The 24,249-nt window shown below is 71.8% G+C and carries 18 protein-coding genes; 7 read left to right on the forward strand and 11 right to left on the reverse strand.

The window, feature by feature from the left end:
• The first annotated feature begins 525 nt into the window (after window positions 1–525).
• Genes OG357_RS07725 through OG357_RS07745 form a run of 5 tightly spaced genes read left to right on the forward strand, consistent with a single transcriptional unit; the run spans window position 526 to window position 12,196 of the window.
• A complete protein-coding gene (locus OG357_RS07725; RefSeq protein ID WP_329620438.1) occupies window positions 526–6,531 on the forward strand; it encodes a polyketide synthase in 6,006 nt (2,001 codons plus the stop codon).
• Window positions 6,528–8,423: a non-ribosomal peptide synthetase gene (locus OG357_RS07730; RefSeq protein WP_329620439.1), complete on the forward strand. Its 1,896-nt coding sequence runs from the start codon at window positions 6,528–6,530 to the stop codon at window positions 8,421–8,423. Before OG357_RS07725 ends, OG357_RS07730 begins: the two co-directional genes overlap by 4 nt.
• A 55-nt stretch (window positions 8,424–8,478) precedes the next feature.
• Window positions 8,479–10,263 carry a type I polyketide synthase gene (locus OG357_RS07735; protein ID WP_329620440.1) on the forward strand — a complete coding sequence of 595 codons (1,785 nt, stop codon included), beginning with the start codon at window positions 8,479–8,481 and terminating at the stop codon, window positions 10,261–10,263.
• Window positions 10,260–11,504, forward strand: a complete 1,245-nt coding sequence (locus OG357_RS07740; RefSeq protein ID WP_329620441.1) for a cytochrome P450 — start codon at window positions 10,260–10,262, stop codon at window positions 11,502–11,504. The genes OG357_RS07735 and OG357_RS07740 overlap by 4 nt, the downstream gene beginning before the upstream one ends.
• Window positions 11,501–12,196: a formyltransferase family protein gene (locus OG357_RS07745; protein ID WP_329620442.1), complete on the forward strand. Its 696-nt coding sequence runs from the start codon at window positions 11,501–11,503 to the stop codon at window positions 12,194–12,196. The genes OG357_RS07740 and OG357_RS07745 overlap by 4 nt, the downstream gene beginning before the upstream one ends.
• A 17-nt stretch (window positions 12,197–12,213) precedes the next feature.
• Here the strand turns inward: OG357_RS07745 and OG357_RS07750 are convergent, their stop codons facing one another.
• The 7 genes from OG357_RS07750 to OG357_RS07780 form a co-directional block, all read right to left on the reverse strand.
• Entirely contained in the window at window positions 12,214–13,677 is a 1,464-nt protein-coding gene (locus OG357_RS07750; RefSeq protein WP_329620443.1) for a PHP domain-containing protein, read from the reverse strand.
• 33 nt (window positions 13,678–13,710) lie between these two features.
• Window positions 13,711–14,298, reverse strand: a complete 588-nt coding sequence (locus OG357_RS07755) for a hypothetical protein (RefSeq protein WP_329620444.1) — start codon at window positions 14,296–14,298, stop codon at window positions 13,711–13,713.
• On the reverse strand, window positions 14,295–15,497 hold the full coding sequence (locus OG357_RS07760; RefSeq protein WP_329620445.1) for an ROK family glucokinase: 1,203 nt from the start codon (window positions 15,495–15,497) through the stop codon (window positions 14,295–14,297). Before OG357_RS07760 ends, OG357_RS07755 begins: the two co-directional genes overlap by 4 nt.
• A gap of 37 nt (window positions 15,498–15,534) precedes the next feature.
• Window positions 15,535–16,329: an ATP-binding cassette domain-containing protein gene (locus OG357_RS07765; RefSeq protein WP_329620446.1), complete on the reverse strand. Its 795-nt coding sequence runs from the start codon at window positions 16,327–16,329 to the stop codon at window positions 15,535–15,537.
• On the reverse strand, window positions 16,326–17,381 hold the full coding sequence (locus OG357_RS07770) for an ABC transporter permease (RefSeq protein ID WP_329620447.1): 1,056 nt from the start codon (window positions 17,379–17,381) through the stop codon (window positions 16,326–16,328). Before OG357_RS07770 ends, OG357_RS07765 begins: the two co-directional genes overlap by 4 nt.
• A complete protein-coding gene (locus OG357_RS07775; RefSeq protein ID WP_329620448.1) occupies window positions 17,378–18,397 on the reverse strand; it encodes a sugar ABC transporter substrate-binding protein in 1,020 nt (339 codons plus the stop codon). The genes OG357_RS07770 and OG357_RS07775 overlap by 4 nt, the downstream gene beginning before the upstream one ends.
• Window positions 18,398–18,496: 99 nt before the next feature.
• Window positions 18,497–19,216 carry a GntR family transcriptional regulator gene (locus OG357_RS07780; RefSeq protein WP_329625517.1) on the reverse strand — a complete coding sequence of 240 codons (720 nt, stop codon included), beginning with the start codon at window positions 19,214–19,216 and terminating at the stop codon, window positions 18,497–18,499.
• A gap of 167 nt (window positions 19,217–19,383) precedes the next feature.
• On the opposite strand from OG357_RS07780, the gene OG357_RS07785 reads away from it, so the two are divergent.
• Complete coding sequence (locus OG357_RS07785) at window positions 19,384–20,379, forward strand: Gfo/Idh/MocA family protein (RefSeq protein WP_329620449.1); 996 nt, start codon at window positions 19,384–19,386, stop codon at window positions 20,377–20,379.
• Between the two features lie 11 nt (window positions 20,380–20,390).
• Here the strand turns inward: OG357_RS07785 and OG357_RS07790 are convergent, their stop codons facing one another.
• From OG357_RS07790 to OG357_RS07800, 3 genes are read right to left on the reverse strand one after another with little or no spacing between them, the layout of a single operon-like run.
• The gene (locus OG357_RS07790) at window positions 20,391–21,569 is read right to left on the reverse strand and encodes a cytochrome P450 family protein (protein ID WP_329620450.1); all 1,179 of its coding nucleotides are present in this window, start codon (window positions 21,567–21,569) and stop codon (window positions 20,391–20,393) included.
• Window positions 21,570–21,586: 17 nt separating this feature from the next.
• The gene (locus tag OG357_RS07795) at window positions 21,587–22,270 is read right to left on the reverse strand and encodes a response regulator transcription factor (RefSeq protein ID WP_329620451.1); all 684 of its coding nucleotides are present in this window, start codon (window positions 22,268–22,270) and stop codon (window positions 21,587–21,589) included.
• Complete coding sequence (locus tag OG357_RS07800) at window positions 22,267–23,493, reverse strand: sensor histidine kinase (RefSeq protein ID WP_329620452.1); 1,227 nt, start codon at window positions 23,491–23,493, stop codon at window positions 22,267–22,269. Before OG357_RS07800 ends, OG357_RS07795 begins: the two co-directional genes overlap by 4 nt.
• A gap of 146 nt (window positions 23,494–23,639) precedes the next feature.
• On the opposite strand from OG357_RS07800, the gene OG357_RS07805 reads away from it, so the two are divergent.
• Window positions 23,640–23,861 (forward strand): hypothetical protein, encoded by a 222-nt coding sequence (locus OG357_RS07805; RefSeq protein ID WP_329620453.1) that lies wholly within the window; start codon window positions 23,640–23,642, stop codon window positions 23,859–23,861.
• 21 nt (window positions 23,862–23,882) lie between these two features.
• Here the strand turns inward: OG357_RS07805 and OG357_RS07810 are convergent, their stop codons facing one another.
• The gene (locus OG357_RS07810) at window positions 23,883–24,248 is read right to left on the reverse strand and encodes a hypothetical protein (protein ID WP_329620454.1); all 366 of its coding nucleotides are present in this window, start codon (window positions 24,246–24,248) and stop codon (window positions 23,883–23,885) included.
• Window position 24,249 lies beyond the last annotated feature (1 nt).

The following is a 24,249-nucleotide window of genomic DNA, read 5'->3' on the forward strand; positions in this document are numbered from 1 at the left end:
CAGGCGTGTGCGGGGGACGCCTGAATAAAGCAATGTCGACATCGGCCGAAAACACTTGCCGCACGGTGGCAAGTTCCTTTCGGTGGTTCATGTATTTCATGCCGAGCAGCTTGCAAGGTCGTCCGCCCGCTGTCCAGTCCGCCTCGAATCCCAGGAACTTCCGAACCACTCCACACGCATTGATCGAGTCGATCCGGTCAGCCGGGGCCCAAATCACGCCAGCGCACCATCCGACCCCGGAGGCACCCTTGTCTCGCCTTTCCCAGAGTGGCAGTCTGATGTTGGTCGATCGGGGCAACTACTTCGTCATACGGGCCATTTAAGCCCGCTGGTTCTAGACCTGGGATCGCCGTCGCGGAGCGACGCGACCAGGAGCGCGCGGATGACTCGACATGAGTCATTTCGAGACCGCAGGCCGCGGCCGTGTCCACCGACGCGGCCCGTACGTGCGCCGCAGCCCTCTCCATCGTCCTGCCACGACACAGCTCTGTCGGCCCATACCACCCGCCCTGCTGAGGAGCCGTAATGCCCCAAAAGCATGCAGAACGAGATCGGCATGCCTTAACGGAGTTTCTTCTTTCTCGCATTGTCGAGCTGATGGATCTGCCCAAGGGCTCGGTGGACCGCTGGACACCGATGCACCGATACGGTCTCGATTCACTTAAATTCACCCATCTCGCCACCTCCTTATCCGAATTCGTCGGCTGGAAGGTTCCCGTCACCTGGATGTGGCAATACCCCTCCGTCGACGAGCTGTGCCGGGCTCTCGTGGACGGCCCGCGGGCGGCGGAGCCCACGCCCGGCACCGAGCGCCGTACGGCCTCGCACGAGCCCGTCGCGATCGTGGGCATCGGCTGCCGCTTCCCCGGCGGGCCCGACCCGTCCTCCTTCTGGACGTTCCTGTCCGAGGGCCGCGACGCCGTCGGTCCGGTACCGGCCGCCCGCCGCGACCTGCTGCGCGGCTCGGCTCGCTGGGGCGGGTTCATCGACGGCATCGACCAGTTCGATCCGCTGTTCTTCGGCATCTCCCCCCGCGAAGCCGTCCAGATGGATCCACAGCAGCGCCTGATCCTGGAGCTCGCCTGGGAGGCGCTGGAGGACGCGGGCGTCGCGCCCGACAGCCTCGTCGGCACCGAGACCGGCGTGTTCATGGCCTCCTGCTGGGGCGACTACGCCGCGCTCGCGCACTACCGCGGGCCCGACGTCCAGATCACCCCGCACACCGCGACCGGCATGCACGACGGCATCATCGCCAACCGCGTCTCCTACGTCCTCGGCCTCCAGGGCCCGAGCATGGCCATCGACGCCGCCTGCGCCGGGTCGCTGGTCTCGGTGCACGCGGGTTGCCAGTCGATCTGGATGGGAGAGAGCGAGCTGGTCCTCGCCGGAGGCGTGAACCTGAGCTTCGTCTCCGACTACTACACCGCCATGGACGCGATGGGCGCGCTCGCCCCGGACGGCCGCTGCAAGTCGTTCGACGCCCGGGCCGACGGCTACGTCCGCGGCGAGGGCGCCGGAGTCGTCGTACTCGCCCCGCTGAGCGTGGCCCTCGAACGCGACCTGCCCGTCTACTGCGTGATCAAGGGCAGCTCCTCCCAGAACGACGGTCTGAGCAACGGCATGACCGCGCCGAACCCGCAGGCGCAGGAGCTGATGCTCCGCAACGCGTACCGGCGGGCCGGTATCGCGCCGTCCCTCGTGGACTACATCGAGTGCCACGGCTCCGCGACCCCCCTCGGCGACCCCATCGAGGCCAACGCCATCGGCGCGGTCCTGGGCGGCGACCGCGCCGAGCCGCTGCGGCTCGGCTCCGTCAAGTCCAACGTCGGACATCTGGAGGCGGCGGCCGGCATCGTCGGCCTGGTCAAGCTCGCGCTGTCGATCCGCAACCGCGTGCTGCCGCCCAGCCTGCACTACACCTCCCCGAACCCGCAGATCCTGTTCGACGAGTACAACCTCACCGTCCAGGACCGGCTCACGGCATGGCCCCGGCGGTCGGACGCGCGCCGCGGCGGCGTCAGCTCGTTCGGCTTCGGCGGCGCGATCTGTCACGTCGTCGTCGAGGAACTGCCGCAGCCCGAGGGCACGCTCCTCCTGCTGGCCGAGGACTCACCGGAGGCTCTGGCCGAACGGGCCGCGGCGCTGCGCGACGAGGACGACCTGCGAGCGGTCTGCCGGCGGACTCCCGGCGACGGAACGTTCCGGCTCGCCGCCGCCGCCCGTGACCTGACCGAACTCAGGACGCAGCTGGACGCCTTCACCGGCGGCACGCCGGCCGACGGGCTGAACGTCGGGGAAGCGACCGGACGCAGGCCCCGGGTGGCATTCCTCTTCTCGGGCAACGGCTCGCAGTGGGTGGGCATGGGCCGGCAACTCCTCGCCGGCATGCCCGTGTTCCGCCGGTCGATGATGCGCTCCGACAAGCGGATGCGGGAGCTGCTCGGCTTCTCGCTCGTCGACCAGATGCTGGCGGCCGACGGCCGCATCGACGACATGGACGTCTTCCAGCCGCTGCTGTTCTCGATCCAGGTCGCCCTGGCCGACGCCTGGCGCTCCCTGGGAGTGGAGCCGGACGTCGTCGTGGGACAGAGCGTCGGCGAGTTCGCCGCCTCCCACATCGCCGGCGCGCTCGACTTCGAGGACGCCTCCCGTCTTGCCGCCGGCCACGGCCGGCTGCTCCAGCAGCTCGCCGTCGGACGCGGCGACGGCATCGTGGTCACGACCGGTGCCGACGCCGTCAGGCCGTACCTGACCGGACAGCTCACGATCGCCGGCCACAACGGCCTGCACTCGACGCTGGTCACCGGCACACCGCAGGAGATCGACGGACTCGTCCAGCGGCTGACCGACGAGGGCGTCACGAGCCACCGGGTGCGGATGGGCCATGCACCGCACTCGCCGCTGGTCGACCACGTCCTCGCCCCGCTGAAGGTCGAACTCGACGGCATCACGCCCCGGAGCACCCGCGTCCCGATGGTCTCGACGGTCACCGGCGCACTCGTCGACGGTACGGAGCTCGGGCCGGACTACTGGGCGGACAACCTGCGCGGGGAGATCCGGGTGGTCGACGCCCTGACGGCCCTGCACGACCACGACGTCGACGCCGTCATCGAGCTCAGTCCGCATCCCGTCCTGCTCAAGTCCGTGGCCGAGATCCTGCCGGAGGCGACCACCCTGCCCTCGCTCCGGCGCGGCACCGACGAGGCCTGGACCCTGCTCGGCTCGCTCGGCGCGCTGCACGCCGCCGGCCACCCCGTCACGCCCGGCCCGTTCCTCGCGGGTGACCGGGGACGACACGTCACGCCGAGCCAGGGCGACGCCGCGCCCGACGGGCAGGTGCACCTCGTGCCCGTCACGGCGCGCACAGCGGACGCGCTGGCCGACACCTGCCGCGAGCTGTCCAACCACGTCGAACGCGACGCGGGCCTGCGGGTCTCCGACCTCGCGTACACGCTCGCGACCCGGCGTACCCACCACAACCAGCGGATCGCGCTGTTCGCCCGCAACCGTCAGGACGTCCTGGACGGACTCGCCCGGGTCGCCGCCGGCCGGCCGCACCCCGACGTCGTCACGGGCACGGTCGCCGGCAACAGCGACCGGCGGGTGGCGCTGGTGTTCTCCGGCGGCGGGACGCAGTGGGTCGGCATGGGACGGGAGCTCCTGCGTTCGCACGCCGGCTTCCGTACGTGGATGAACGCCTGCGACGCCGCCGTGCGGGCGGCCGGCGGCTGCTCGGTGCTCGACCAGCTCGACGCCCCGGCCGACGAGGCCCGGTTCGAGGAGATGGACTTCCAGCAGCCCGTGCTGTTCGCCTTGCAGGTCTCGCTGGCGAAGGTCTGGCTCGGACTCGGCATCCAGCCGGCCGCCGTCGTCGGGCACAGCCTGGGCGAGGTCGCGGCCGCCTGTGTCGCCGGGTCGCTGTCGCTGGACGACGCCGCCCGTGTCGTGGTCGCCCGGTCGCACCTGCTCGAACGGAAGGCGGCCGCCGGGGCCATGATCTCGGTCGACCTGCCGGAGCAGGAGCTGCTGCCGAGGATCGCCCCGTACGCGGAGCACGTGGCCATCGCCGTGGTGAACAGCCCCACCAGCGCGGCGGTTTCGGGCTCGCCCGAGGGCATCAACGCCCTGGAGGCCGACCTGAAGCAAGCCGGGATCTCGACCAGGAGGATCCGGGTCGAGCGGCCGGTGCACAGCCCCGGCATGGATCCGCTGATCCAGCCGCTGCGCGAACGCATCGACGGGATCAGCCCGTTGACGAACACGATCGAGTTCCGTTCCACGGCACTGGCCGACACGGTGAACCCGGTCACGGACGTCGACTACTGGGTGCACAACCTGCGCAACCAGGTGCGGTTCGCCGAGACGATCGGTGCGCTGGTCGACGAGGGTGTCGGCACCTTCATCGAGATCGGCCCGCACGAGACGCTGCGCGGCGCGGTCGAGGAGATCGCGCTGACCCGTGGCGCCCGTGTGCACGCGATCAACTCCCTGCGGCGCGACGAGAGCGACGTCCGCTGCCTGCTGGGGGCGGCCGCTTCGCTGTACGTCCGGGGGCTGCCGCTGACCTTCGACTCGTTGTTCACCGACGACGTCGAGGTCGTGGAAACCCCGCTCGTGCAATGGCAGAAGGACCGCTACTGGCTGGACACCGCGCCTGTCCCCCACGTCGCGTCGACACCGACACCGACCGCCGAGAACGTGACCGATTCCGTGGCTGTCACTGTGGCCGGGTCCGTCGTCGAATCCGTGGCGGACAGGCCGCTGAAGGACGTCGTCCTCGGCGAGCTCGCCGACGCGCTGGGTGTGCCGGCCGGCACGCTCGACGCCGGCGCCGAACTGCGGGACTTCGGTCTCGACTCGATGCTGGCGATCCGCCTCGTCAACAGGCTGCAGTCGCTGTTCGGACAGCGCGTGTCGCCGGTGGTGTTCCTGGACGGCCGGACCATATCCGAGGTCGTCGACCACGTCGTCGAGACCATCGGGGGGACGCCGGAACCGCAGGCGAAGGCTGTGGCAAAGCCTGCACCGGCACCCGAGCCCCAGCCGGCCCGGTCGTTCCTCGACGACCTGTCCGAGGTGGACGCCGAGGAGCTGGTGGAGGAGCTGGTCGCTCGCGGGTTCCTGGATCCCGCCGACGCACCGGCGTCGGAGCGGCTGCGGGCCGGCGGTCTCGGTCTCGAACTGGCGCCGGCGTCCCACGGCCAGGCCTCGCTGTGGTTCATGCAGCAGGTCTCACCGGACGCCGTGCCCTACAACTTCATGGTGGCGGCCCGGATCCGTGCCGAGGTCGACGAGAAGGCGCTCGACCTCGCCGTACGGGCCGTGATGGAGCGGCATCCCGCGCTGCGCACGCTCTTCGTCGAGGCCGGCGGCCGGCCGCACCAGGTCATCCTGGACGAGCCGGTGTACGAGTTCCTCGTCGTGGACAGCACGGACCTGGACGACGAACAGGCGCGCGAGGAACTGGCCGAGTACGGGCACGAGCCGCTGGACCTGGACAACGGGCCGTTGGTGCGCGTGGTGTTGATGACACGCGGGCCCGCGGACCACTACCTGCTGGTGCTCGTGCACCACATCGCTTCGGACGCGGCCTCGGCGGACGTGATGATCCGGGAGCTCCAGGAGTTCTACGCGGGCGCCGACCCCGCCGCCCGTGAACCGGTCGCTCCCTACACGGAGTTCGTCGCCTGGGAGCGGGAGTGGCTGGCCGGCCCTGCGGCCGACGCGGCGCTGGAGTGGTGGTCGGGGAAGCTGGCCGACCCGCCCGCCCACCTCGACCTGTCCACCAGGGAGCGGCCCCCGGGCGTCACCTACGAAGGCCGCGACCTGACGCTCCGCTGGAGCGCCGAAGAGGCGCGGCTGCTCAGGGAGTTCGCGGTACGCGAGGGCGTGTCGATCAGCACCGTCGTCCTGGCCGGCTTCTTCGCGACCCTCAACCGCGCGGCCGGGGTCGAGGACTCCGTCCTGGCCACCGCCGTCGCCCAACGCGCCGAACCCGGCTGGGAGTCCGCGATCGGCTATTACCTCAACACGGTGCTGGTACGCGCGGAGCCGTCCGGCGACCGCAGTTTCCGGGACCTGCTGGGCGAGGTCCACGCCTTCTCGCTCGGCCTGGTCGAGCACATGAACTACCCGCTCGACCTGCTGGCATCCCATCTGAAGCCGCCCCGGGCCGAGGGCCGTTCCCCGTGGTTCGACGTGGTGGTGAACTGGCTGTCCTCCGACGCGTTCCCCCGGTCCGTGAAGCTCTTCCACGGCATCGGCGACACCCTCGCGCCCGACGGCGCCCTCCCGCTCGAACCGCTCCAGGTGCGCAGGCACCTCGCCAAGTTCGACCTGGAGATCTCCATGGCCGACATCGACGGCGAGGTCGTCGGCCACATCCAGTACAAGCCGAGCTACCTGGAAAGGGAGACCGTGACGGCCCTGCTCGCGCTCTACCGCACCGTGCTCTTCGCCTCGATGGCCCAACCCGACCTGGCCCTGCGGGACATCGCGGCGAGCGGCCTCCCCGAGGAGTCGGACCAGTGACCGAGACCCTGCACTCCGAGTTCATCGAGCAAGCGGTCAAGAACCCCGGCGCCCCCGCGGTCTACGCCGACGCAGGCGTCCTGACCTACGGCGACCTGGCCGAGCGGTCCCGGGTGCTTGCGGAGCGGCTCGTCGCCGACGGCGCCGGCCCCGGTGTCCCGGTCGGCATCTGTGTCGAGCGCACGCCCGACCTGCTCGTCGCCCTCCTGGCCGTCCTGCGCGCCGGCTCCTGCTACGTCCCGCTGGACCCGAAGTACCCGGCCGAGCGGCTGTCCTTCATGGTCCGGGACAGCGGGACGCGGCTGCTGCTGACCACGCCCGCGTCCCGGGCCAACTGCCCGGCCGGCCCGACCGTGGTCGTCCTGGGCGAGACCGTGACGACCGAGCCCGGCGAGAAGCCCGTACCGGTCGTGCCCGGCGACACGGCGTACATCATCTACACCTCGGGATCCACCGGCGTGCCGAAGGGCGTGGCCATCCACCACGGCGGCTGCGTCGCCATGCTGTCGGAGATGGACCGGATCTTCGACGGCCGCGACATGAGCGGCATCTCGGCGGCGAGCTCGGTCTGCTTCGACATGTCCGTGATGGAGATCTTCCCGGCGCTGTGCCGCGGCGGCGCCGTCGTCCTCGTGGAGAGCGCCGTCCACCTGCCGGACAGCCCGCACGCCGAAAGGATCACCCACCTCAACGTCGTCCCGTCGGTGATGAACAGCCTGCTCGACGCCGGCGCCCTGCCGCCGAACGTGCGCACGGTCGTGTTCGGCGGCGAGCCCCTGCGGCGCAAGCTGGTGGACCGGGCGTACCGGGAGACCGGCGCCGACCGGGTCTACAACGCCTACGGCCCCACCGAGGCGACCGTCTTCACCTCGCACAAGTGGGTGCCGGAGGACGGGACCGACGAGCCCTCGATCGGCACGCCGTCGGCCAGTGCCCGCGCCTACGTCCTCGACGAGAACCTGAAGCCGCTGCCGGCCGGCGTGCCGGGCGAGCTGTACGTCGGCGGCGTCGGCCTCGCCCACGGCTATGTGAACCGGCCGCGCACCACCGCCGAGCGGTTCGTGCCGGACCCGTTCCTGGACGGCGAGCGCATGTACCGCACGGGGGACGTCGTCACGTGCACCGACGACGGCGAGCTCCGGTTCGGCGGCCGTTCCGACCACCAGGTGAAGCTGCGCGGCTTCCGTGTCGAGCTGGAGGAGGTCGAGGCGCGGCTGACCGGCTGCCCAGGGGTGCGGGAGGCCGCCGCCGTCGTACGGGGGAACAAGCTCATCGGTTACGTCGTGCCGGAGAGCAGCTCACGGGACGGCGACTCCCCGGACGGCGACTCCAGGAACGGCGACTCCAGGAACGGCGAGTCCAGGGACGGCGACTCCCGGGACGGCGTCTGGCTGGACGCCGGACTCCAGACCGCCCTCACCGGCGAGCTCGCCGCCGAACTGCCCGACTACATGGTGCCGGGGACCCTCGTGTTCCTGACGGCGCTCCCGCTGGCGCCGGGCGGAAAGCTCGACCGCGCGGCGCTGCCCGATCCGCCGGCCGTCGCTTCCGGTCCTCCGCTGAGGGCCGCCAGTACGCCGACCGAGGTGGCGCTGGCGGAGATCTGGGGCCAGTTACTCGACCTCGAACCGGCGAGCATCGACGTCCAGGCCGCCTTCTACGACCTCGGCGGCGACTCGCTGCTGCTCGTCCGGCTGGCCAGGCTGATGACCCGGAGGTTCGACCGTCGCGTCCGCGTGCCCGACCTGTTCAGTTTCCGTGACATCGCCTCCCTGGCCCGCTGGCTCGACACCGAGACCGGCGCCACCCCCGAGGTGGTCGAGTCGGCCCGCCGCCGCGCCGGCGCCCGGCGCGCCGCGCTGCGCGGCCGCGCCGCCCCCACCGACAGCTGAGCCACGTCGCTCGCCACACGCCACTCGCCACTCGCCTCGAAGCAGGAGCGTTTCCATGACCGACAGCCCCGAGCAGGACTACGACCCGGGTGACGTGGCCGTCATCGGCATGTCCCTCCGGTCGCCCGGAGCCCGCACCAAGGAGCAGTTCTGGGACAACCTCGTCCACGGCAGGGAGTCCGTGTCGTTCCTGGAGAAGGACGACATCCACGTCGACGAGACCCTGATCCACAGCCCGTTCTACGTACGGGCCTGCGGTGTGCTCGACACGTACGACAAGTTCGATCCCTCGGTGTTCGGCATCAGCGACCGCATGGCGGCCGCGATGACCCCGGAGAACCGCCTGTTCCTGGAGAGCGCCTGGGAGACGCTCGAGGACGGCGGCTACGACCCGGACCGGGTCAGGGCCGAGATAGGCATGTACGGCGCCAACAACCCGCAGACCGCAGCCCTTTACAGCTCTCCGCCGGACCGGGTGTCGGTCGGCCCCGAGGCGATCGAGGCGAGTCTGGCGTGGTCGCCGGACACCATGACGTCCAACGCCCTGTACTACATGGGGCTGACCGGCGAGGCCGTCACCGTCGCCGCCGTCTGCGCCGGCTTCCACTACGCGGTGCACCTGGCCTGCCAGTCGCTGCTGCTCGGCCAGACCGACATGGCGATCGCCGGTGGCGCGATGGTCCGGCTGCCGCACCCCCGCGGTCACCTGTGGGAGGAGAACCGCATCCTCTCCAAGGACGGCCACTGCCGCCCGTTCGACGCCAACGGCACCGGCACCGCCCTGTCCAGCGGTGTCGTCACCGTCCTGCTGAAGCCGCTGGCCGAGGCCGTCGCCGACCGCGACCACATCTACGCCGTGGTCAAGGGCTCGGCCGTGAACAACAACGGTGTCAGCGCGATGGCCTACGGCCTGGCCCAGCCCGAGCGGCTGAGCGCGTGCATCGCCGCCGCCATGGAGGTCGGCGGCGTCACCCCGGACACCGTGTCCATGTACGAGGCCAACGGTCTCGGTCTGCCGATGACCGACGAGCTGGAGGTGCACGCGGCGAGCATGGCGTTCGGCAAGCAGACCGCCACCACGTCGATCGGCGGGGTCAAGGGCAACGTGGGTCACGGCGGCGTGGTGTCGGGCGGCTTCGGCGCGATGAAGGCCGCGCTGGCCCTCTTCCACAAGAAGCTGCCGGCGACGATCAACCTCACCGACGTCAACCAGGACCTCGACTTCCCCAGCACCCCGTTCGTACCGCAGCTGGAGACGACGGACTGGGCGGCGGAGTCCGGCATCCGCCGTGCGGGCATCACCTCGATCGGCGGCGGCGGCTACAACGCGCACCTGGTCCTCGAGGAGGCGCCGACAGTCGCCGAGCGGGCCCCCGAGGCCGACGGCAGGCCGCGGCTGGCCACGCTGTCCGCCCTGGACGACGAGGCGCTGGCCCGTCAGCGCGCCCGCCTGAGGGAGTGGCTGATCGCCCGCCCCGACCTGCGGCTTGACGACATCTGTTTCAGTCTCAACCTGGGCCGCAAGGTGATGGACCGCCGGTGGGCGGCCGTGGTCCGCAGCCGTACGGAGCTGATCGAGGTACTGGCCGCCGACTCCGCCGGGGGCCCGGCCGTCACGACGGGTGCGGCGCCGCGGGTGGACGTGGACTCCTTCCGCCGCAACGACAACGGCATCGTGGAGTCCGGCCGGGACCCGGAGGCGCTGGCCGATGTGGCCGCGGCCTGGGTGACCGGCCGGCGGGTGGACTTCGACTCCCTGCACCTCGGGGAGGCCAGCCGTCGCGTGCCCCTGCCCACGTACCCCTTCCGGCCGCGCCGCTTCTGGCGTACGGACTGGTGACCGTGAGCACGACGGCACGGGACACCGTGGACCTGGGCGACCCGGGCACCTTCGCAGACCAGGACCTCGGCGCGTTCTGGCGCACCCTGCGGGACACCGCACCGGTGCACTGGAACCCGCCGGCCGGCGGCCGCAAGGGCTTCTGGGTGCTCTCCCGGTACGACGACATCATGGCCACCTACCGCGACGACGTGAACTTCACGTCCGAGCGCGGCAATGTGCTCGTCACGCTGCTCGAGGGCGGCGACGCCGGGGCCGGCCGGATGCTGGCCGTCACCGACGGGCACCGGCACCACGAGCTGCGCAAGATCCTTCAGCGGGTGCTCTCGCCGAGGGTGCTCGACGAGGTCGCGCGGACGGTACGGGTCAACACCCGGCGGTGGATCCGCGAGGCGGTCGAAGGCGGCGGGTGCGACTTCGCCGAGGAGATCGCCGGCCGGATTCCGATGACGACGATCTCCAGCCTGCTCGGAGTACCCGAGGAGGACCGGGAGTTCCTGCTCTCGCTGACCAAGGCCGCACTGTCGACCGAAGACGAGGGCGCCGGCGAGGCCGACTCCGAGCTGGCCCGCAACGAGATCCTCATGTACTTCATGGACATCGTCGAGGAGCGGCGCGAGTCGCCGGGCGACGACGTGATCAGCATGCTGGTCGGCAGCTCCGTCGACGGTGTGCCGCTGTCCGACGAGGACGTCGTGCTCAACTGCTACAGCCTGATCATCGGCGGCGACGAGACCAGCCGGCTCACGATGATCGACTGTGTGCGCACGCTCGCGGCCCAGCCCGAGCAGTGGCGGCGACTCAAGGACGGCGAGGTCGCGATCGACACCGCCGTGGACGAGGTGCTGCGCTGGGCATCACCCACGATGCACTTCGGGCGCAGCGTCGTCCGCGAGACCGAACTGCACGGCGTACGGCTGCGGCCGGGCGAGATCGTCACCCTCTGGCACGCCTCCGGCAACCGGGACGAGCGGGTCTTCGACTCGCCGGGCACGTTCGACCTGGGCCGCACGCCCAACAAGCACCTGGCCTTCGGCTACGGCCCGCACTTCTGTGTCGGCTCGTACCTGGCCAAGGTGGAGATCGCCGAACTCCTCATGGCGTTGCGGGACTTCACCACCGGATTCGAGCAGACCGGCGAGGCGCTGCCCATCCGGTCCAACTTCCTGACCGGGTTCTCCACTCTGCCGGTGCGTTTCCGCCCCGATCCCTCCGGACCGAAAGAGGTCGAGCGCGCGTGAACATCTATCTGTCGGGACGAGGAGGCTTCGCGGTGCAGGTCGCGGACGCCCTGCTGGACGAAGGGCACAAGATCGTCGGCGCGGCCGCCCCCCGGCTGCGCAAGGGGCAGTCCGACGAGGGCAACGCGATGTGCTGGGACCGCCTTCGCTCCTGGGCGTTCCCCAGGAACGTCCCGTGGACGGACTCGGCCGAGCTCCGTGCGATGCACGTCCCGGACGGGGTGGACATCATCCTCGCCGCGCATTCGCACGCCTTCCTCGGCCGCCGTACGCGGGCCAGGGCGGGCGTCGCCACCATCGGCTACCACCCCAGCCTGCTGCCGTTGCACCGCGGCCGGGACGCGATCCGGTGGACGATCCGCGACGGCGACAAGGTGACGGGCGGGAGCGTCTACCACCTCACGGAGCGCACCGACGGCGGTCCGCTGGCCGCTCAGGAGCACCTGCTGGTGCCCCCGGGCTCGACGGCGCAGACCCTGTGGCGCGAGCATCTGGCGCCGCTCGGTGTGCGGTTGCTCCTGAAGGTGGTCGCCGACCTCGCCGCGGGCCGGCGGATCGAGGTCCCGCAGGACGAAAAGCTGGCGACCTGGGAACCGGCGATGGACACGCAGCCGCTGTTCAAGCCCGAACTGATCGCGTTGCCCGGATCGGTGGACGTCGACGGCAGCAAGTGGGCGCTGCACGCGGACTAGAACTGCCGGAGGGAACGTCAGAAGGGAACGACCCAGATCGGGTTGGAGTAGAACCACAGGTCCTGCCACGGATCGACGCCGCCCCGTACGTCCATGGCAGGGCCGTGGGGATCGACGGCCGCACCCCGGAGGCCCGTGGCGCCGCGGTTGCCGTCGGTCCCGCGCAGCCGTACGTACACGGGCCGGTCCAGGCGGCCGAGATCGTACGTCAGCCGCACCGTACGCGCGGAGCTGTCCACCTCGAAGGACCGGACCACCTTGGTGCCGGGTGCGCAGAAGGCGTCGGGATCGTCCGGAGTCCCGGTCACGTCACCCTGGACGACGTCCACGCGGGCCAGGCTCGGGATGCTCCCCGTCCAGTTGGGGGCGGTCGCCGGAGCGACGTCGACGACGAGCTCGACCCGGTCGCCCCGTCGCACGGTCAGCGTCTCGCCGAGGCCGGCCGTGCGGTCGTCCGCCCGGAGCCGCGCGTGGAGTCCGCTCAGCAGGCCGCCGTGGTCGACCCAGACCCGGCCGGCCCGGAGGCCGTCCATCACGGCCTGGTAGCAGAAGGCGTCCGCCCCGACGTGCGTACGGCTGTACTGGCCCGGCCAGTGGTCGCCGATCACCCGGTTCGGCTCTCCGCCGTAGACGGGATCGGCGTGGCGGCCGTCGCCGGCGAAGTCGCTGCCGGGACCCCGTACCGACGTGTCGCCGAAGACGTCGTGCGCGTCGGAGTTCACGGTGATCCACCAGGGCCGGCCCTCGGCGAGGAGGCTGTCCCACAGCCCGCCCACGGTCGCGGTCATCCAGTCGAATCCGCCGAACGTCCGGTAACTCTCCGGAGGGTAAAGGGGGTGGGAGTCCGGTCCCGGAGTCCGGCTGTAGTTGCCGCGGTACGCACCGGGCCCGCGCGACGCGGGCAGCCCGGCGGCCTGGTGGCCCGGCGCGCCCTCCATCCCCACGGCGATGTGCGGCTGGGCGTCGCGCCAGTTCCTGATGTCGTGTGGAGCGTCGAGGCCCCGGCGCGAGGGGTGGTTGGCGAGGAAGAGGGCGTCGTCGACGCGCCTGTCCGTCAACGCGTCCGCCAGGAAGCCGAGTCCGGAGAGGGCGAGCGCCTTGTGGGCGTCGGTGACGGCGGTGGAGCCCGTCACCCCGCCGTCGTAGCGCGACTCGAACTCCTTGAGGACGGCGACCTCGTCGCGCCCGGGATGGACGAAGACCGTGGCGTGTTCCGCGGCCGGGACGTTCCACTCCAGGCCCTGGAAGACCAGCATGTCCGGATGGGCCTCGCGGGCCTGGAGGATGTCCGGATTCACCTTCTCCACACCGAGCTTGGCGTGGGTGGTGCCGCCGTGGTCGGTGATGACGATCCAGCGCAGGCCGTGCGCCCGGGCCTGGTGTACCTGGTCGATGACCCGGTACTTGCCGTCGCCGCTGTACTGGGTGTGGACGTGATGGTCACCCGCCAGCCACATCGCGCAGCCCCCTTCCCCCGGCATGGAGTCCCGAAGCATATCCAGGAGGCGGACGGGTCAGGGGCTGGTCGTGGAAACCGCGTAGACGCGGGGGAACGCCGGGTCCGTGAGGTCGACCGTGATGTCGGTGGTCGGGCGGGGTTCCTCGCGCTTGACCGTGGTACCCGCCCAGGTCATTCCCTCGGCGAAGGACCAGCCGGCGATCTCGGCGTCGCGGTCGCCGACGGTGATCCGCCCGGACGTGAGCTGCGCCCGGGAGGTGCCGGAGTTGGCGAGGAAGGCATCAAGCCCGTAGGCGTCCGTCGTGAACTGGACGTAGAGCCTGCTGGTCTTCCAGTTGCTGGTCTCGTAGTACGCGACGTCCCAGGCCCCGCCGGGAATCGGGACCTCGAAGACCCGCCGCTTCATCTTGGAGGGCGGATTGGTCTGGAGGCCGGCCGCGGAGGACTCGCGTTCCTTGTCGCGGCCGCTGTCGCGGCTCTGGCCCGCGGAGACGACGAGGTATCCGGCCGGGATGCCGACGAGCAGCACGATGATGACGGCCGTGATCCAGCGGCGGCGGATCATGTGCCGGCGCTCCTCCGGCAGCTTTCCCTCGGGCGGATGAGGCGAGTGGGGCGGGCGGGACGGGTGGGGCAGGGTCATGAAGAGGGGTCCTCGGGAGTACGGGGGGCCCGGGCCGAGGTGCCGGTGCGCAGGGCCTGGGCGTACCGCTCGTAGCGTTCGTACCGCTCGACGCGGCGCCGGTTGGCGCGGCGGAAGCGGCGGGCGACGAGCCGGGCGAGGTCGGCGGCGCCGACCATGCCGGCCTCGGGGCCGAGCTGGGCGCGGACGATGCGGGCCTCGGGGCGGTAGCCGCGGCCGGTGAGGTGGCGGCGGAAGGCGTCGCGGGCGGGGCCGATGAGGAGGTCGTCGGCGGCGGAGACGCCTCCACCGATGACGAAGCAGGAGGGGTCGAGGGCGGCGGCGAGGTTGGCGATGCCGACGCCGAGCCACTGGCCGATGTCCTGGAGCAGCTCGATGCTCATGGCGTCGCCCTCGCGGGCGAGCTCGGTGATGAGCGGTCCGGTGATGTCGGGGATGTGGCCCTTGACCCGCTCGATGATCTCGTACGCCACCGGGGAGTCGGCGGCGGCCAGCTCGCGGGCCTCGCGGACGAGGGCGTTGCCCGAGCTGTACTGCTCCCAGCAGCCGCGGTTGCCGCAGGGGCAGCGGTGGCCGCCGGGGACGACCTGCATGTGCCCGAACTCGCCGGCGACGCCGTACTTGCCGCGCTTGACCTGGCCGTCCTCCAGGATCGCGCCGCCGATGCCCGTACCGAGGGTGATCATGACGAGGTGGTCCTCGCCGCGCCCGGCGCCGAAGCGCCATTCGGCCCAGGCGGCGGTGTTGGCGTCGTTGTCGACCATGACGGGGACGGCGAGCCGGCCCTGGAGGGCGTCCCGGAGGGGTTCGTTGCGCCAGGCGAGGTGCGGGGCGAAGAGGACCCGGGCCCGGTCGGCGTCGACCCAGCCGGCCGCGCCGATGCCGACGGCGTGCACGTCGTGCCGGTCGGCGAGGTCGAGGACGAGCTCGACGATGGTGTCCTCGACGACCTTGGGGCTCTTGGACTTGTCCGGCGTCTCGGTGCGGAGCTTCTCCAGGATGTTGCCGTCCGCGTCGACGACACCGGCCATCACCTTCGTACCGCCGATGTCGATGCCGACGGTCGGCACGCGGGGCGCGGTCAGGTGGGAGCGCCGCTCCCGGGTCCCGACGGTCCGCAGCACCGTGCCCCGGGCGTATCGGGGGGTCCCCCCTGCTCGGAGAGCCTGGGGGAGGGCGAGGTCGCGGTAGGTACTCATCGGCTCCGATTCTGCCAGGCGGGAGGTGAAGGGGCCGTTACGCTCCGGACGGCCGCTCCAGTTCGTGGCGGAGGTCCTCCAGCTCGGTGCCGCCGGCCATCTGGCGGGTCAACTCGTCGAGCGTGACGGAGCTCTTGGTGTGGCTGCCGGCCATCACGCCCCGCTTGAGCAGGACGAACCGGTCGCCGACGAGGTAGGCGTGGTGGGGGTTGTGGGTGATGAGGACCACGCCGAGGCCCTGGTCACGGGCGGCGGCCACGTACTTCAGGACGACCCCGGACTGCTTGACTCCTAGCGCGGCGGTCGGCTCGTCGAGGACGAGGACCTTGGCGCCGAAGTGGACGGCGCGGGCGATGGCCACGCACTGGCGCTCGCCGCCGGAGAGGGTGCCGATGGGCTGGTCGACGTCGCGCAGGTCGATGCCCATGCGGAGCAGCGCCTCGCGGGTGGTGGTCCGCATGAGGTCGACGTCGAGCCGCTTGAAGGGGCCGGAGCCCTTGGTGGGCTCGGAGCCGAGGAAGAAGTTCCGCCAGACCGGCATGAGGGGGACGACGGCGAGGTCCTGGTAGACGGTGGCGATGCCCCGGTCGAGGGCGTCGCGCGGGTTGGCGAGGGTGACCTCCTCGCCCTCGATGCGGAAGGTGCCGGCGTCGTGCCGGTGGAGTCCGGCGACGATCTTGATGAGGGTGGACTTGCCGGCGCCGTTGTCGCCGAGGACGCAGGTGATCTCGCCCGCGTCCACCCGCAGGGAGACCCCTTCGAGGGCGCGGATGTTGCCGTAGTACTTGCTGACGTCGTCGAGCTCGACCAGCGCGGTGGCTTCCGTCGTCACTTGGTGGCCTCCACACGCTTGCGGATCCAGGCGTTCAGCAGGGTCGCCAGGAGGAGCATCGCTCCCAGGAAGAACTTGAACCAGTCGGGGTTCCACTCGGCGTACACGATGCCCTTGCTCGTCATGCCGAAGATGAGGGCGCCGACGGCCGAGCCGATGGCGGAGCCGTATCCGCCGGTGATCAGGCAGCCGCCGATGACGGCCGCGATGATGTAGATCAGCTCGTTGCCGACGCCTTCGCCCGACTGGACGACGTCGAAGGAGAAGAGCAGGTGCTGGCCGGAGATCCAGGCGCAGAAGGCCACGCCCATGTAGAGGCCGATCTTCGTCCGGTAGACCGGGACGCCGACCGCGCGGGCGGCGTCGGCGCCGCCGCCGACGGCGAAGATCCAGTTGCCGAAGCGGGTGCGGAGCAGGATCCAGGTGGCGAGGGCGACGAGGCCGAGCCACCACAGGATGGTGACCTTGAGCTCGACGCCGCCGACGGTCACCTGGGAGGCGAAGAGCTTCCGGGCGGAGGGGAAACCCTCCATGTCGGCGATGGTCTTGGTGGAGACGGTGCCGCTGATCAGCTTGGTGAGGCCGAGGTTCAGGCCGGTCAGCATGAGGAAGGTGCCGAGCGTGATGATGAAGCTGGGCAGTTTGGTGCGGGTCAGCATGAAGCCGTTGAAGGCGCCGATCGCGAGGGTGACGAGCAGCGAGACGCCGACGCCGACCCAGACGTTCGCCGTCAGCTGGTAGCTGACCATCGAGGAGACGAGCGCGGAGCTCGTGACCATGACACCGGCGGAGAGGTCGAACTCGCCGCCGATCATCAGCATCGCGACGGGGACCGCCATGATGCCGATGGTGGAGGCCGCGTAGAGCACGGTGCCGAGGCTGGCGGGGCGCAGGAAGCTGTCGGCGGCGACGGAGAAGAAGACGAAGACGGCGATCGCGCCGACGACGGAGCCCAGCTCGGGCCGGGCGAGGAGCTTCTTCAGCGGGGTGGTGCGCAGGAGCCGTTCGTCGACGTGGTCGACGCCGTCGGACGGTGGGGCGGTGGAGCTCATCGGGTACCCCGCTCCGCGTACTGCTTGAGCGCGCCCGCCTGGTCCTTGGTGATGATCTGGGGGCCGGTGAGGACCGGCTTGCCGCCGCCGAGGACGTCGGCGTTGTAGCGGTACAGCCAGAGCAGGTCGACGGCCTCGTACCCCTGGAGGTAGGGCTGCTGGTCGACGGCGAAGCCGAGCGTGCCGTCCTGGAGGGCGGTCGCGACCTTGGCGTTCAGGTCGAAGGTGTCGATCTCGGCCTTGCTCCCGGCGCTCTTCGCGGCCTGGACGGCGGTGTCGGCGAAGGGTGCGCCGAGGGTGACGACGGCGTCGATGGCCTTGTCGGACTGGAGCTTGGCCTCGATGGAGGCCTTGACGTCGGGCATGTTGGTGCCGTCGACGTAGAGGTTCACGAGCTCGCCGCCGAAGGTCTTCTTCGCGCCGGCGCAGCGCTGCTCGTGGCCGATGTTGCCCTGCTCGTGCAGGACGCAGAGGGCCTTCTTCTTGCCGCGCTCGTCGAGCTCGTCGCCGACGGCCTCGCCGGCGACGGCCTCGTCCTGGCCGATGTGGGTGAGGGCGCCGTAGGCCTTGGACTGCTCGGCGCCGGAGTTCACGGTGATCACCGGGATGCCGGCCTTGACGGCCTTCTCGACGGAGGCCTTCATCGCGTCGGGCTTGGCGAGGGTGACGATCAGGCCGTCGACGCCCTTGGCGACGTACGAGTCGATGAGCTGGGCCTGCTGCTGGGCCTCGTCGCTGTGGGCGTAGAGGAAGTTGATGTTGTCCTTGACGGCGGCCTGCTTGGCGCCGTTCTGGACGATGTCCCAGAAGGTGTCGCCGTCACCGGAGTGGGTCACCATGGCGAAGGTCCAGCGGGGGGTGTCGACGGCCGCCCTGCCCTGCGCCGCCGCGGCCTTGCGGGCGTCCTCCGCCCGCTTCCCACCGGTGCTGCTGCACCCCGCGAGCGCTCCTGTGAGCGCGAGCGCGAGCACGGCGCCGATGACGGCCCGTACCCCTCCTGTCCGAAGCCTGGTCACGAGGCCGTGCCCTCCTTTGTGTCCTTCTGCGTGCATTGCAGTATCGGTCATGCGGGTCGTGGCACTGGTCAGCGGGGGCCTGTGTGGTCAGGTACGCGGTCAGGGGCGGACCATCAGCTGGAGCTCGAAGGAGTAGCGCGCGGCCCGGTAGAGGTGCGAGCCGTACTCGACGGCGCGGCCCGTGTCGTCGTAGGTGGTGCGTTCCATCGTGAGCAGCGGGGCACCCTCCCGCTCGTCCAGGAGCGCGGCCTCCTCGGCGGTCGCGGCGCGGGCGCCGATGGACTGGCGGGCGCTGTGCAGGGTGAGCGCGGCGGAGCGGAGCATGCGGTAGAGGCCGGTGGTCTCCAGGCGCTCGGTATCGGGGTCGACGAGCCCGGCGGGCAGGTGGTTGCGCAGGTACGCCATGGGCTCGCCGTACGCGGTGCGCAGCCGCTCCAGGTAGTGGACGTCGCTGCCCTCGGGCACGCCGAGCGCGGCCGCGACCGGTGCGGTGGCGGGTTCGAGGCGGTTGGTGAGGACGCGGGTGGCGGGGCGGCGGCCCGCGGCCTCCAGGTCGTCGTAGAGGCTGCTGAGCTCCAGCGGGCGGCGGACCCTGCTGTGGACGACCTGGGTGCCGACGCCCCGGCGGCGGACGAGGAGGCCCTTGTCGACGAGGGTCTGGATGGCCTGGCGGACGGTGGGGCGGGAGAGGCCGAGGCGGGCGGCGAGTTCGATCTCGTTGCCGAGGAGGGTGCCCGGGGGCAGCGTCCCGTTCTCCACCGCGCTCTCCAGCTGCCGGGCGAGCTGGAAGTAGAGCGGGACCGGGCTGGTGCGGTCCACGGAGAGCGGGGGCAGGGGTGAGCCGGACTGCTTGGACACGGGGGGAGCGTAACCGGGCGCGCTGATGACCGGAAGCCGACGGCGGGAAGCGGATGACGTGACGTCGTGACGTCCGGTTGTCCTGACACATCCTTGACACCGCGGTCGTCCGGATCCACGGTGGGGCCATGCGCATCGGACTCATCGGTACGGGACGGATCGGGAGCTTCCACGCGGGGGTGCTGGCCCGCCACCCGGAGGTCGAGTCGCTGGTCGTGGCGGACGCGGACGCGACCCGGGCGGCCGGGGTCGCGGGGGCGCTCGGGGCGGAGGCGGCGCCCGATGTGGCGGCACTGCTCGGGCACGCCCTGGACGCGGTGGTGATCGCCTCGGCGACGGCCGCGCACGCGGAGCTGATCGCCCGTGCCGCCGGCGCGGGTCTTCCGGTCTTCTGCGAGAAGCCGATCGCCCTGGACGTGCCCGGCACGCGGGCGGCGCTGGCGGCCGTGGCGGAGGCGGGCACCGCGCTCCAGCTGGGGTTCATGCGCCGCTTCGACACGGGTTACCGGGCGGCGCGCGAGGCGGTGCGGTCGGGGCGGCTCGGCCGGCTGCACACCGTACGGGCGGCGACGTCCGACCCGGAGCCGCCGCCCGCCGCGTACCTGCCGCTCTCCGGCGGACTCTTCCGGGACTGTCTGGTGCACGACTTCGACATCGTGCGCTGGGTGACCGGGCGGGAGGTCGTGGAGGTGTACGCGACAGGCTCGGACGCGGGTCCGGCGATGTTCCGGGAGGCGGGGGACGTGGACACGGCCGCCGCGCTCCTCACCCTGGACGACGGCACGCTGGTGACGGTGACCGGGACGCGGTGCAACGGCGCCGGGTACGACGTGCGGATGGAGCTGGCGGGCGACCGGGACCAGATCGCGGTGGGCCTGGACGACCGGACGCCGCTCACCTCGGTGGAGCCGCAGGGGCCGCCGGCGCCGGGGAAGCCCTGGCAGGGGTTCCTGGAGCGGTTCGCCCCCGCGTACGAGGCGGAGCTCGATGCCTTCGTCCGCCTGGTGCGCGGCGAGGCCGCCAATCCGTGCGACGGCGTCGAGGCGCTGGCGGCGCTCCGGATCGCGGAGGCGTGCGAGCGCTCGCGCGGAGAGCGGCGTCCGGTGCGGGTGGACGCTCTCTGAGGGGTGCGTGTTCACCACCGGACCGGGAGGTGGCGGACTCCGCGGATGAGGAGGCCGGGCACCCACTCCCAGGGGTCGCCCTCGGGGTCGAGTTCGAGCCGGGGGAAGCGGTCCAGGAGCGTACGGAGGGCGATCCGGCCCTCCAGGCGGGCGAGCGGCGCGCCCAGGCAGTAGTGGATGCCGTGGCCGAAGGCGAGGTGGCCGCGGGTGTCGCGGCGGATGTCGAAGCGGTCGGGGTCGGGGAAGCGGGCCGGGTCGCGGTCGAGCGCGCCGATCGCCACGAGGACGCTCGCGCCCGCCGGGATCTCGGTGCCGCCGAGGGTGAACGGCTCCCGGGTGAAGCGGAAGGTGCTGGTCTCGACCGGCCCGTCGTACCGCAGTGACTCCTCGATCGCACCGTCGAGGAGGCCGGGGTCGGCGCGCAGGGCGGCGAGCTGCTCGGGGTGGGTGAGCAGGTTGCGGACGGTGTTGGCGATGAGGTTGACGGTGGTCTCGTGGCCGGCGATGAGCAGCAGGTAGGCCATGGCGCGGAGTTCGGGGCCGGAGAGCCGGTCGCCGTCCTCGGCGCGGGCGGCGATGAGGCCGGAGAGCAGGTCGTCGGCGGGGCCCGCGGCGCGCTTGTCCTCGATGAGCGCGTCGAGGTAGCCGCCGAAGCCTTCCAGGGCGCCGAGGTAGCCGTCCTCGCCCGCGGGGGTGACGAGCTCGTTCGACCAGTTGCGGAAGGTGTCGCGGTCCTCGGCGGGGACCCCGAGGAGTTCGCAGATGACGGTGATCGGCACGGGGAAGGCGTACGCGTCGACGAGGTCGGCGCGGCCGGCCGGCTCCATCGCGTCGGCGAGTTCCCGGGTGAGCCGCTCGATGCGGGGGCGCAGGGCCTCGACCCGGCGGCCGGTGAACACGCCCGCGACCAGGCGGCGGAGCCGGGTGTGGTCGGGGGCGTCCGCCGCGAGGAGGTGGACGCCGATGACGTCCTCCTCCGGCGGCCGTACGCCGATGACGGACGGGGACTTGGCGAGCCGGGGGTCGGCGAGCGCGGCGCGCCCCTCCTCGTGGCCGACGACCAGCCAGAACTGGTAGCCGTCGGGCATGCGTACCTCGTGGACCGGGCCGGACGCGCGGAGCTTGGCGTAGTAGGGGTACGGGTTCGCGGTGAAGTCCGCGCCGTACTCCCCCAGTTCGATGACGGACATCCCGGCAGACTATCCGACTACTTCTCCTCGTCCAGGAGGCCCGCGTCGTGCACGAGGAGGGCGATCTGGACACGGTTGTTGAGGCCGAGCTTGGCGAGGACGCGCGAGACATGGGTCTTGACCGTGGGGACGCTCATGTACAGCTCGGCGGCGATCTCCGCGTTGGAGCGGCCCCGGCCGACGGAGACGGCCACTTCCCGTTCGCGTACGGCCAGTTCGGCGAGGCGCGTGGTGAGCGCGGCGCGCCGCGCCTCCTCCCGCCGGTCCGGCCGGTCCGCCTCCCCCGCGACATGGGTCATCAGCTGGCGGGTGACGGCCGGGGAGAGCACCGGGTCCCCGGCGGCGACCCGGCGGACGGCGGCGACGATCTCGGCGGGCGGGGTGTCCTTGAGGACGAAGCCGGCGGCGCCCGCCCGCAGGGCGCGCAGCACCTGCTCGTCGGCGTGGAAGGTGGTGAGGACGACGACCTCGGGGGCGCCGGGGAGCGCGCGGAGGCGTTCGGTGGCGGTGAGTCCGTCCACGTGGGGCATGCGGATGTCCATGAGGACGACGTCCGGGGCGAGCCGGTCGACGAGCTCGGGGACCTCGCGGCCGTCGGCGCCCTCGCCGACGATCTCCAGGTCGTCGGCGCCGCCGAGCATGAGGGTGAGGCCCGCGCGGACCAGGGGGTCGTCGTCGACGATGATCAGCCGGATGGTCATGCGGGCCACGGTAGCCAGGCGTGGAGGGCGAAGCCGCCGTCGGGGTCGGGGCCGTGCTCCATCCGGCCCCCGGCGAGGGCGGCGCGCTCGGTGAGCCCGATGAGGCCCTGGCCGGAGCCGGGGACGTGCGGGACGGGTCCGGCGGGGGCGGGGTTGCGGACGGTGACGTCGAGGCCGTCGCCGGGGCGGCCGCTCACGGTGACGGTGACCTTGGTGCCGGGGGCGTGCTTACGGGCGTTGGTCAGGCCCTCCTGGGCGATGCGGTAGGCGGTGCGGCCGGTGGAGGCGGGGACGGTGGGCGCGCCCTCGGCGGTGTCGACGTCGAGCTCCAGGACGACGTCGGCGCCGGCCTCGCGGGACTCGGCGACGAGCGCGTCCAGGGTGGCGAGGGTCGGCTGGGGCCGGTCGCCGCCGCCGTCGCCGTTCTCCCCGGGCGCGCGCAGGACGCCGATGATCTCGCGCAGGTCCTGGAGCGCCTCGTGGGCGCTGTCGCGGATGACACCGGCCGCGCGGGCGACCTGCTCGGGCGGGGCGTCGGGCCGGAATTCCAGGGCTCCCGCGTGGACGCTGAGCAGGGTCAGCCGGTGGGCGAGGACGTCGTGCATCTCGCGGGCGATGGCCTCGCGGGCGAGCCGCTGGGCCTGGGCGGCGCGGAGTTCGGCCTCGGCCTCGGCGCGGCGGGCCCGCTCGCGGAGGGCTTCGACGAGCTGGCGGCGGGAGCGGACGAGCATGCCCCAGGCGGTGACGAGCAGGATGAGGACGAAGCCGAGGAGGATCGCGATCCCGGCATTGAGGGTGGGGTCGGGGCGGACGAAGACCTGGACGGTGGAGGCGGCGACGGCGAGCGCGCCGAGCCAGGCGACCTCGCGGAAGGGACGGCGTACGGCGACGCTGAACAGGGCCGCGAGGACGGCACCGCCGGCGACCGGGGCGACGACGCTGACCAGGGAGAGGGCGACGGCCAGCCCGACGGGCCACCGGCGGCGGAGCCAGAGCGCGCAGCAGGCGGCGGCGCCGACGAGCTGGTCGAAGAGGATGACGGGCTCGCTGCTGTACTGCGCGCCGGCGTCGGCGGCGACGAGGCCGACGAGGGCCGCGAGGAGGAAGAGCGAGGTGTCGACGATCCAGTCGCGGACGGTACGGCGGGGCCTGCCCGTGCCGCTCTCGCCCGGTTCGACCAGGTGGGAGGGGAGCAGCCAGCGCTGCCGTTCCGTACGGGTCATGTCGGCAATGTACGCAGCCGGGGCCCCCGAGCGGGTGAGGGGCGGGCCGGGACGCTACCGAAGTCGCACGGGTCGATACTTCGGTAGCGGTGGGCATGGACCGGAGTCGGACGCGGCGGGAACCGCCACCCGCTCATGATCGAATCATGAAGAGATTCCTGGAGGTCACCGGTTTCCTGCTCGTCGTGTTCGGTGTCTGCGGGGTGATCCGCGAGCTGACGGACGGCTGGTTCAGGCTGATGGGCCTGACCCGCTTCCTGACCGAGAACGTCTGGTTCATGGAGGGCCGGGAGTTGTTCGTCAACATCGTGATCGCCGTGCTCGGCCTGGTCCTCCTGATCCTGTCGGACCGGGTGCGGAAGTCCTGACCGGGCGGGCGCCCCGGGCGGTCAGACGCTCGCGGCGTCCAGCCGGGTCCTCTCTGCGTGGTGCTCGGCCGCCCGGTGGGCGGAGGAGCCGATGGCGGTGAGGACGGAGCCCGCCACGGCGAACGGCAGCGAGGCGCCGAGGTAGCCGAGGAGCCTCGGCCAGTCGCGCGCCTCCGCGCAGACCCGCGAGGTGTCGTGGAGGTCGTCGGCGGTGATGCGGGCGTGGCACGTCGTCGTGACGTAGTTGTGCTCCACCTCGTACGGGGTGAGGAGCAGGACCGCGAACCCGATCCAGAGCAGGCCGGCCACCGTGAGGAGGCCGAGGCCCCAGCCCTGGGTGCGCCGGGCACGGGCGCGGAACCCGGCGTCATAGGCAAGTGAACTCATG

The organism is Streptomyces sp. NBC_01255, assembly GCF_036226445.1.
Lineage (GTDB): Bacteria > Actinomycetota > Actinomycetes > Streptomycetales > Streptomycetaceae > Streptomyces.

Coding starts and splice junctions, on each gene's coding strand:
- OG357_RS07785 (WP_329620449.1), top strand. CDS start 19,384: ATGCGCATCGGACTCATCGGTACGGGACGGATCGGGAGCTTCCACGCG.
- OG357_RS07760 (WP_329620445.1), bottom strand. CDS start 15,497: ATGAGTACCTACCGCGACCTCGCCCTCCCCCAGGCTCTCCGAGCAGGG.
- OG357_RS07750 (WP_329620443.1), bottom strand. CDS start 13,677: ATGCCGGGGGAAGGGGGCTGCGCGATGTGGCTGGCGGGTGACCATCAC.
- OG357_RS07725 (WP_329620438.1), top strand. CDS start 526: ATGCCCCAAAAGCATGCAGAACGAGATCGGCATGCCTTAACGGAGTTT.
- OG357_RS07790 (WP_329620450.1), bottom strand. CDS start 21,569: ATGTCCGTCATCGAACTGGGGGAGTACGGCGCGGACTTCACCGCGAAC.
- OG357_RS07735 (WP_329620440.1), top strand. CDS start 8,479: ATGACCGACAGCCCCGAGCAGGACTACGACCCGGGTGACGTGGCCGTC.
- OG357_RS07770 (WP_329620447.1), bottom strand. CDS start 17,381: ATGAGCTCCACCGCCCCACCGTCCGACGGCGTCGACCACGTCGACGAA.
- OG357_RS07810 (WP_329620454.1), bottom strand. CDS start 24,248: ATGAGTTCACTTGCCTATGACGCCGGGTTCCGCGCCCGTGCCCGGCGC.
- OG357_RS07755 (WP_329620444.1), bottom strand. CDS start 14,298: ATGACCCTGCCCCACCCGTCCCGCCCGCCCCACTCGCCTCATCCGCCC.
- OG357_RS07795 (WP_329620451.1), bottom strand. CDS start 22,270: ATGACCATCCGGCTGATCATCGTCGACGACGACCCCCTGGTCCGCGCG.
- OG357_RS07800 (WP_329620452.1), bottom strand. CDS start 23,493: ATGACCCGTACGGAACGGCAGCGCTGGCTGCTCCCCTCCCACCTGGTC.
- OG357_RS07805 (WP_329620453.1), top strand. CDS start 23,640: ATGAAGAGATTCCTGGAGGTCACCGGTTTCCTGCTCGTCGTGTTCGGT.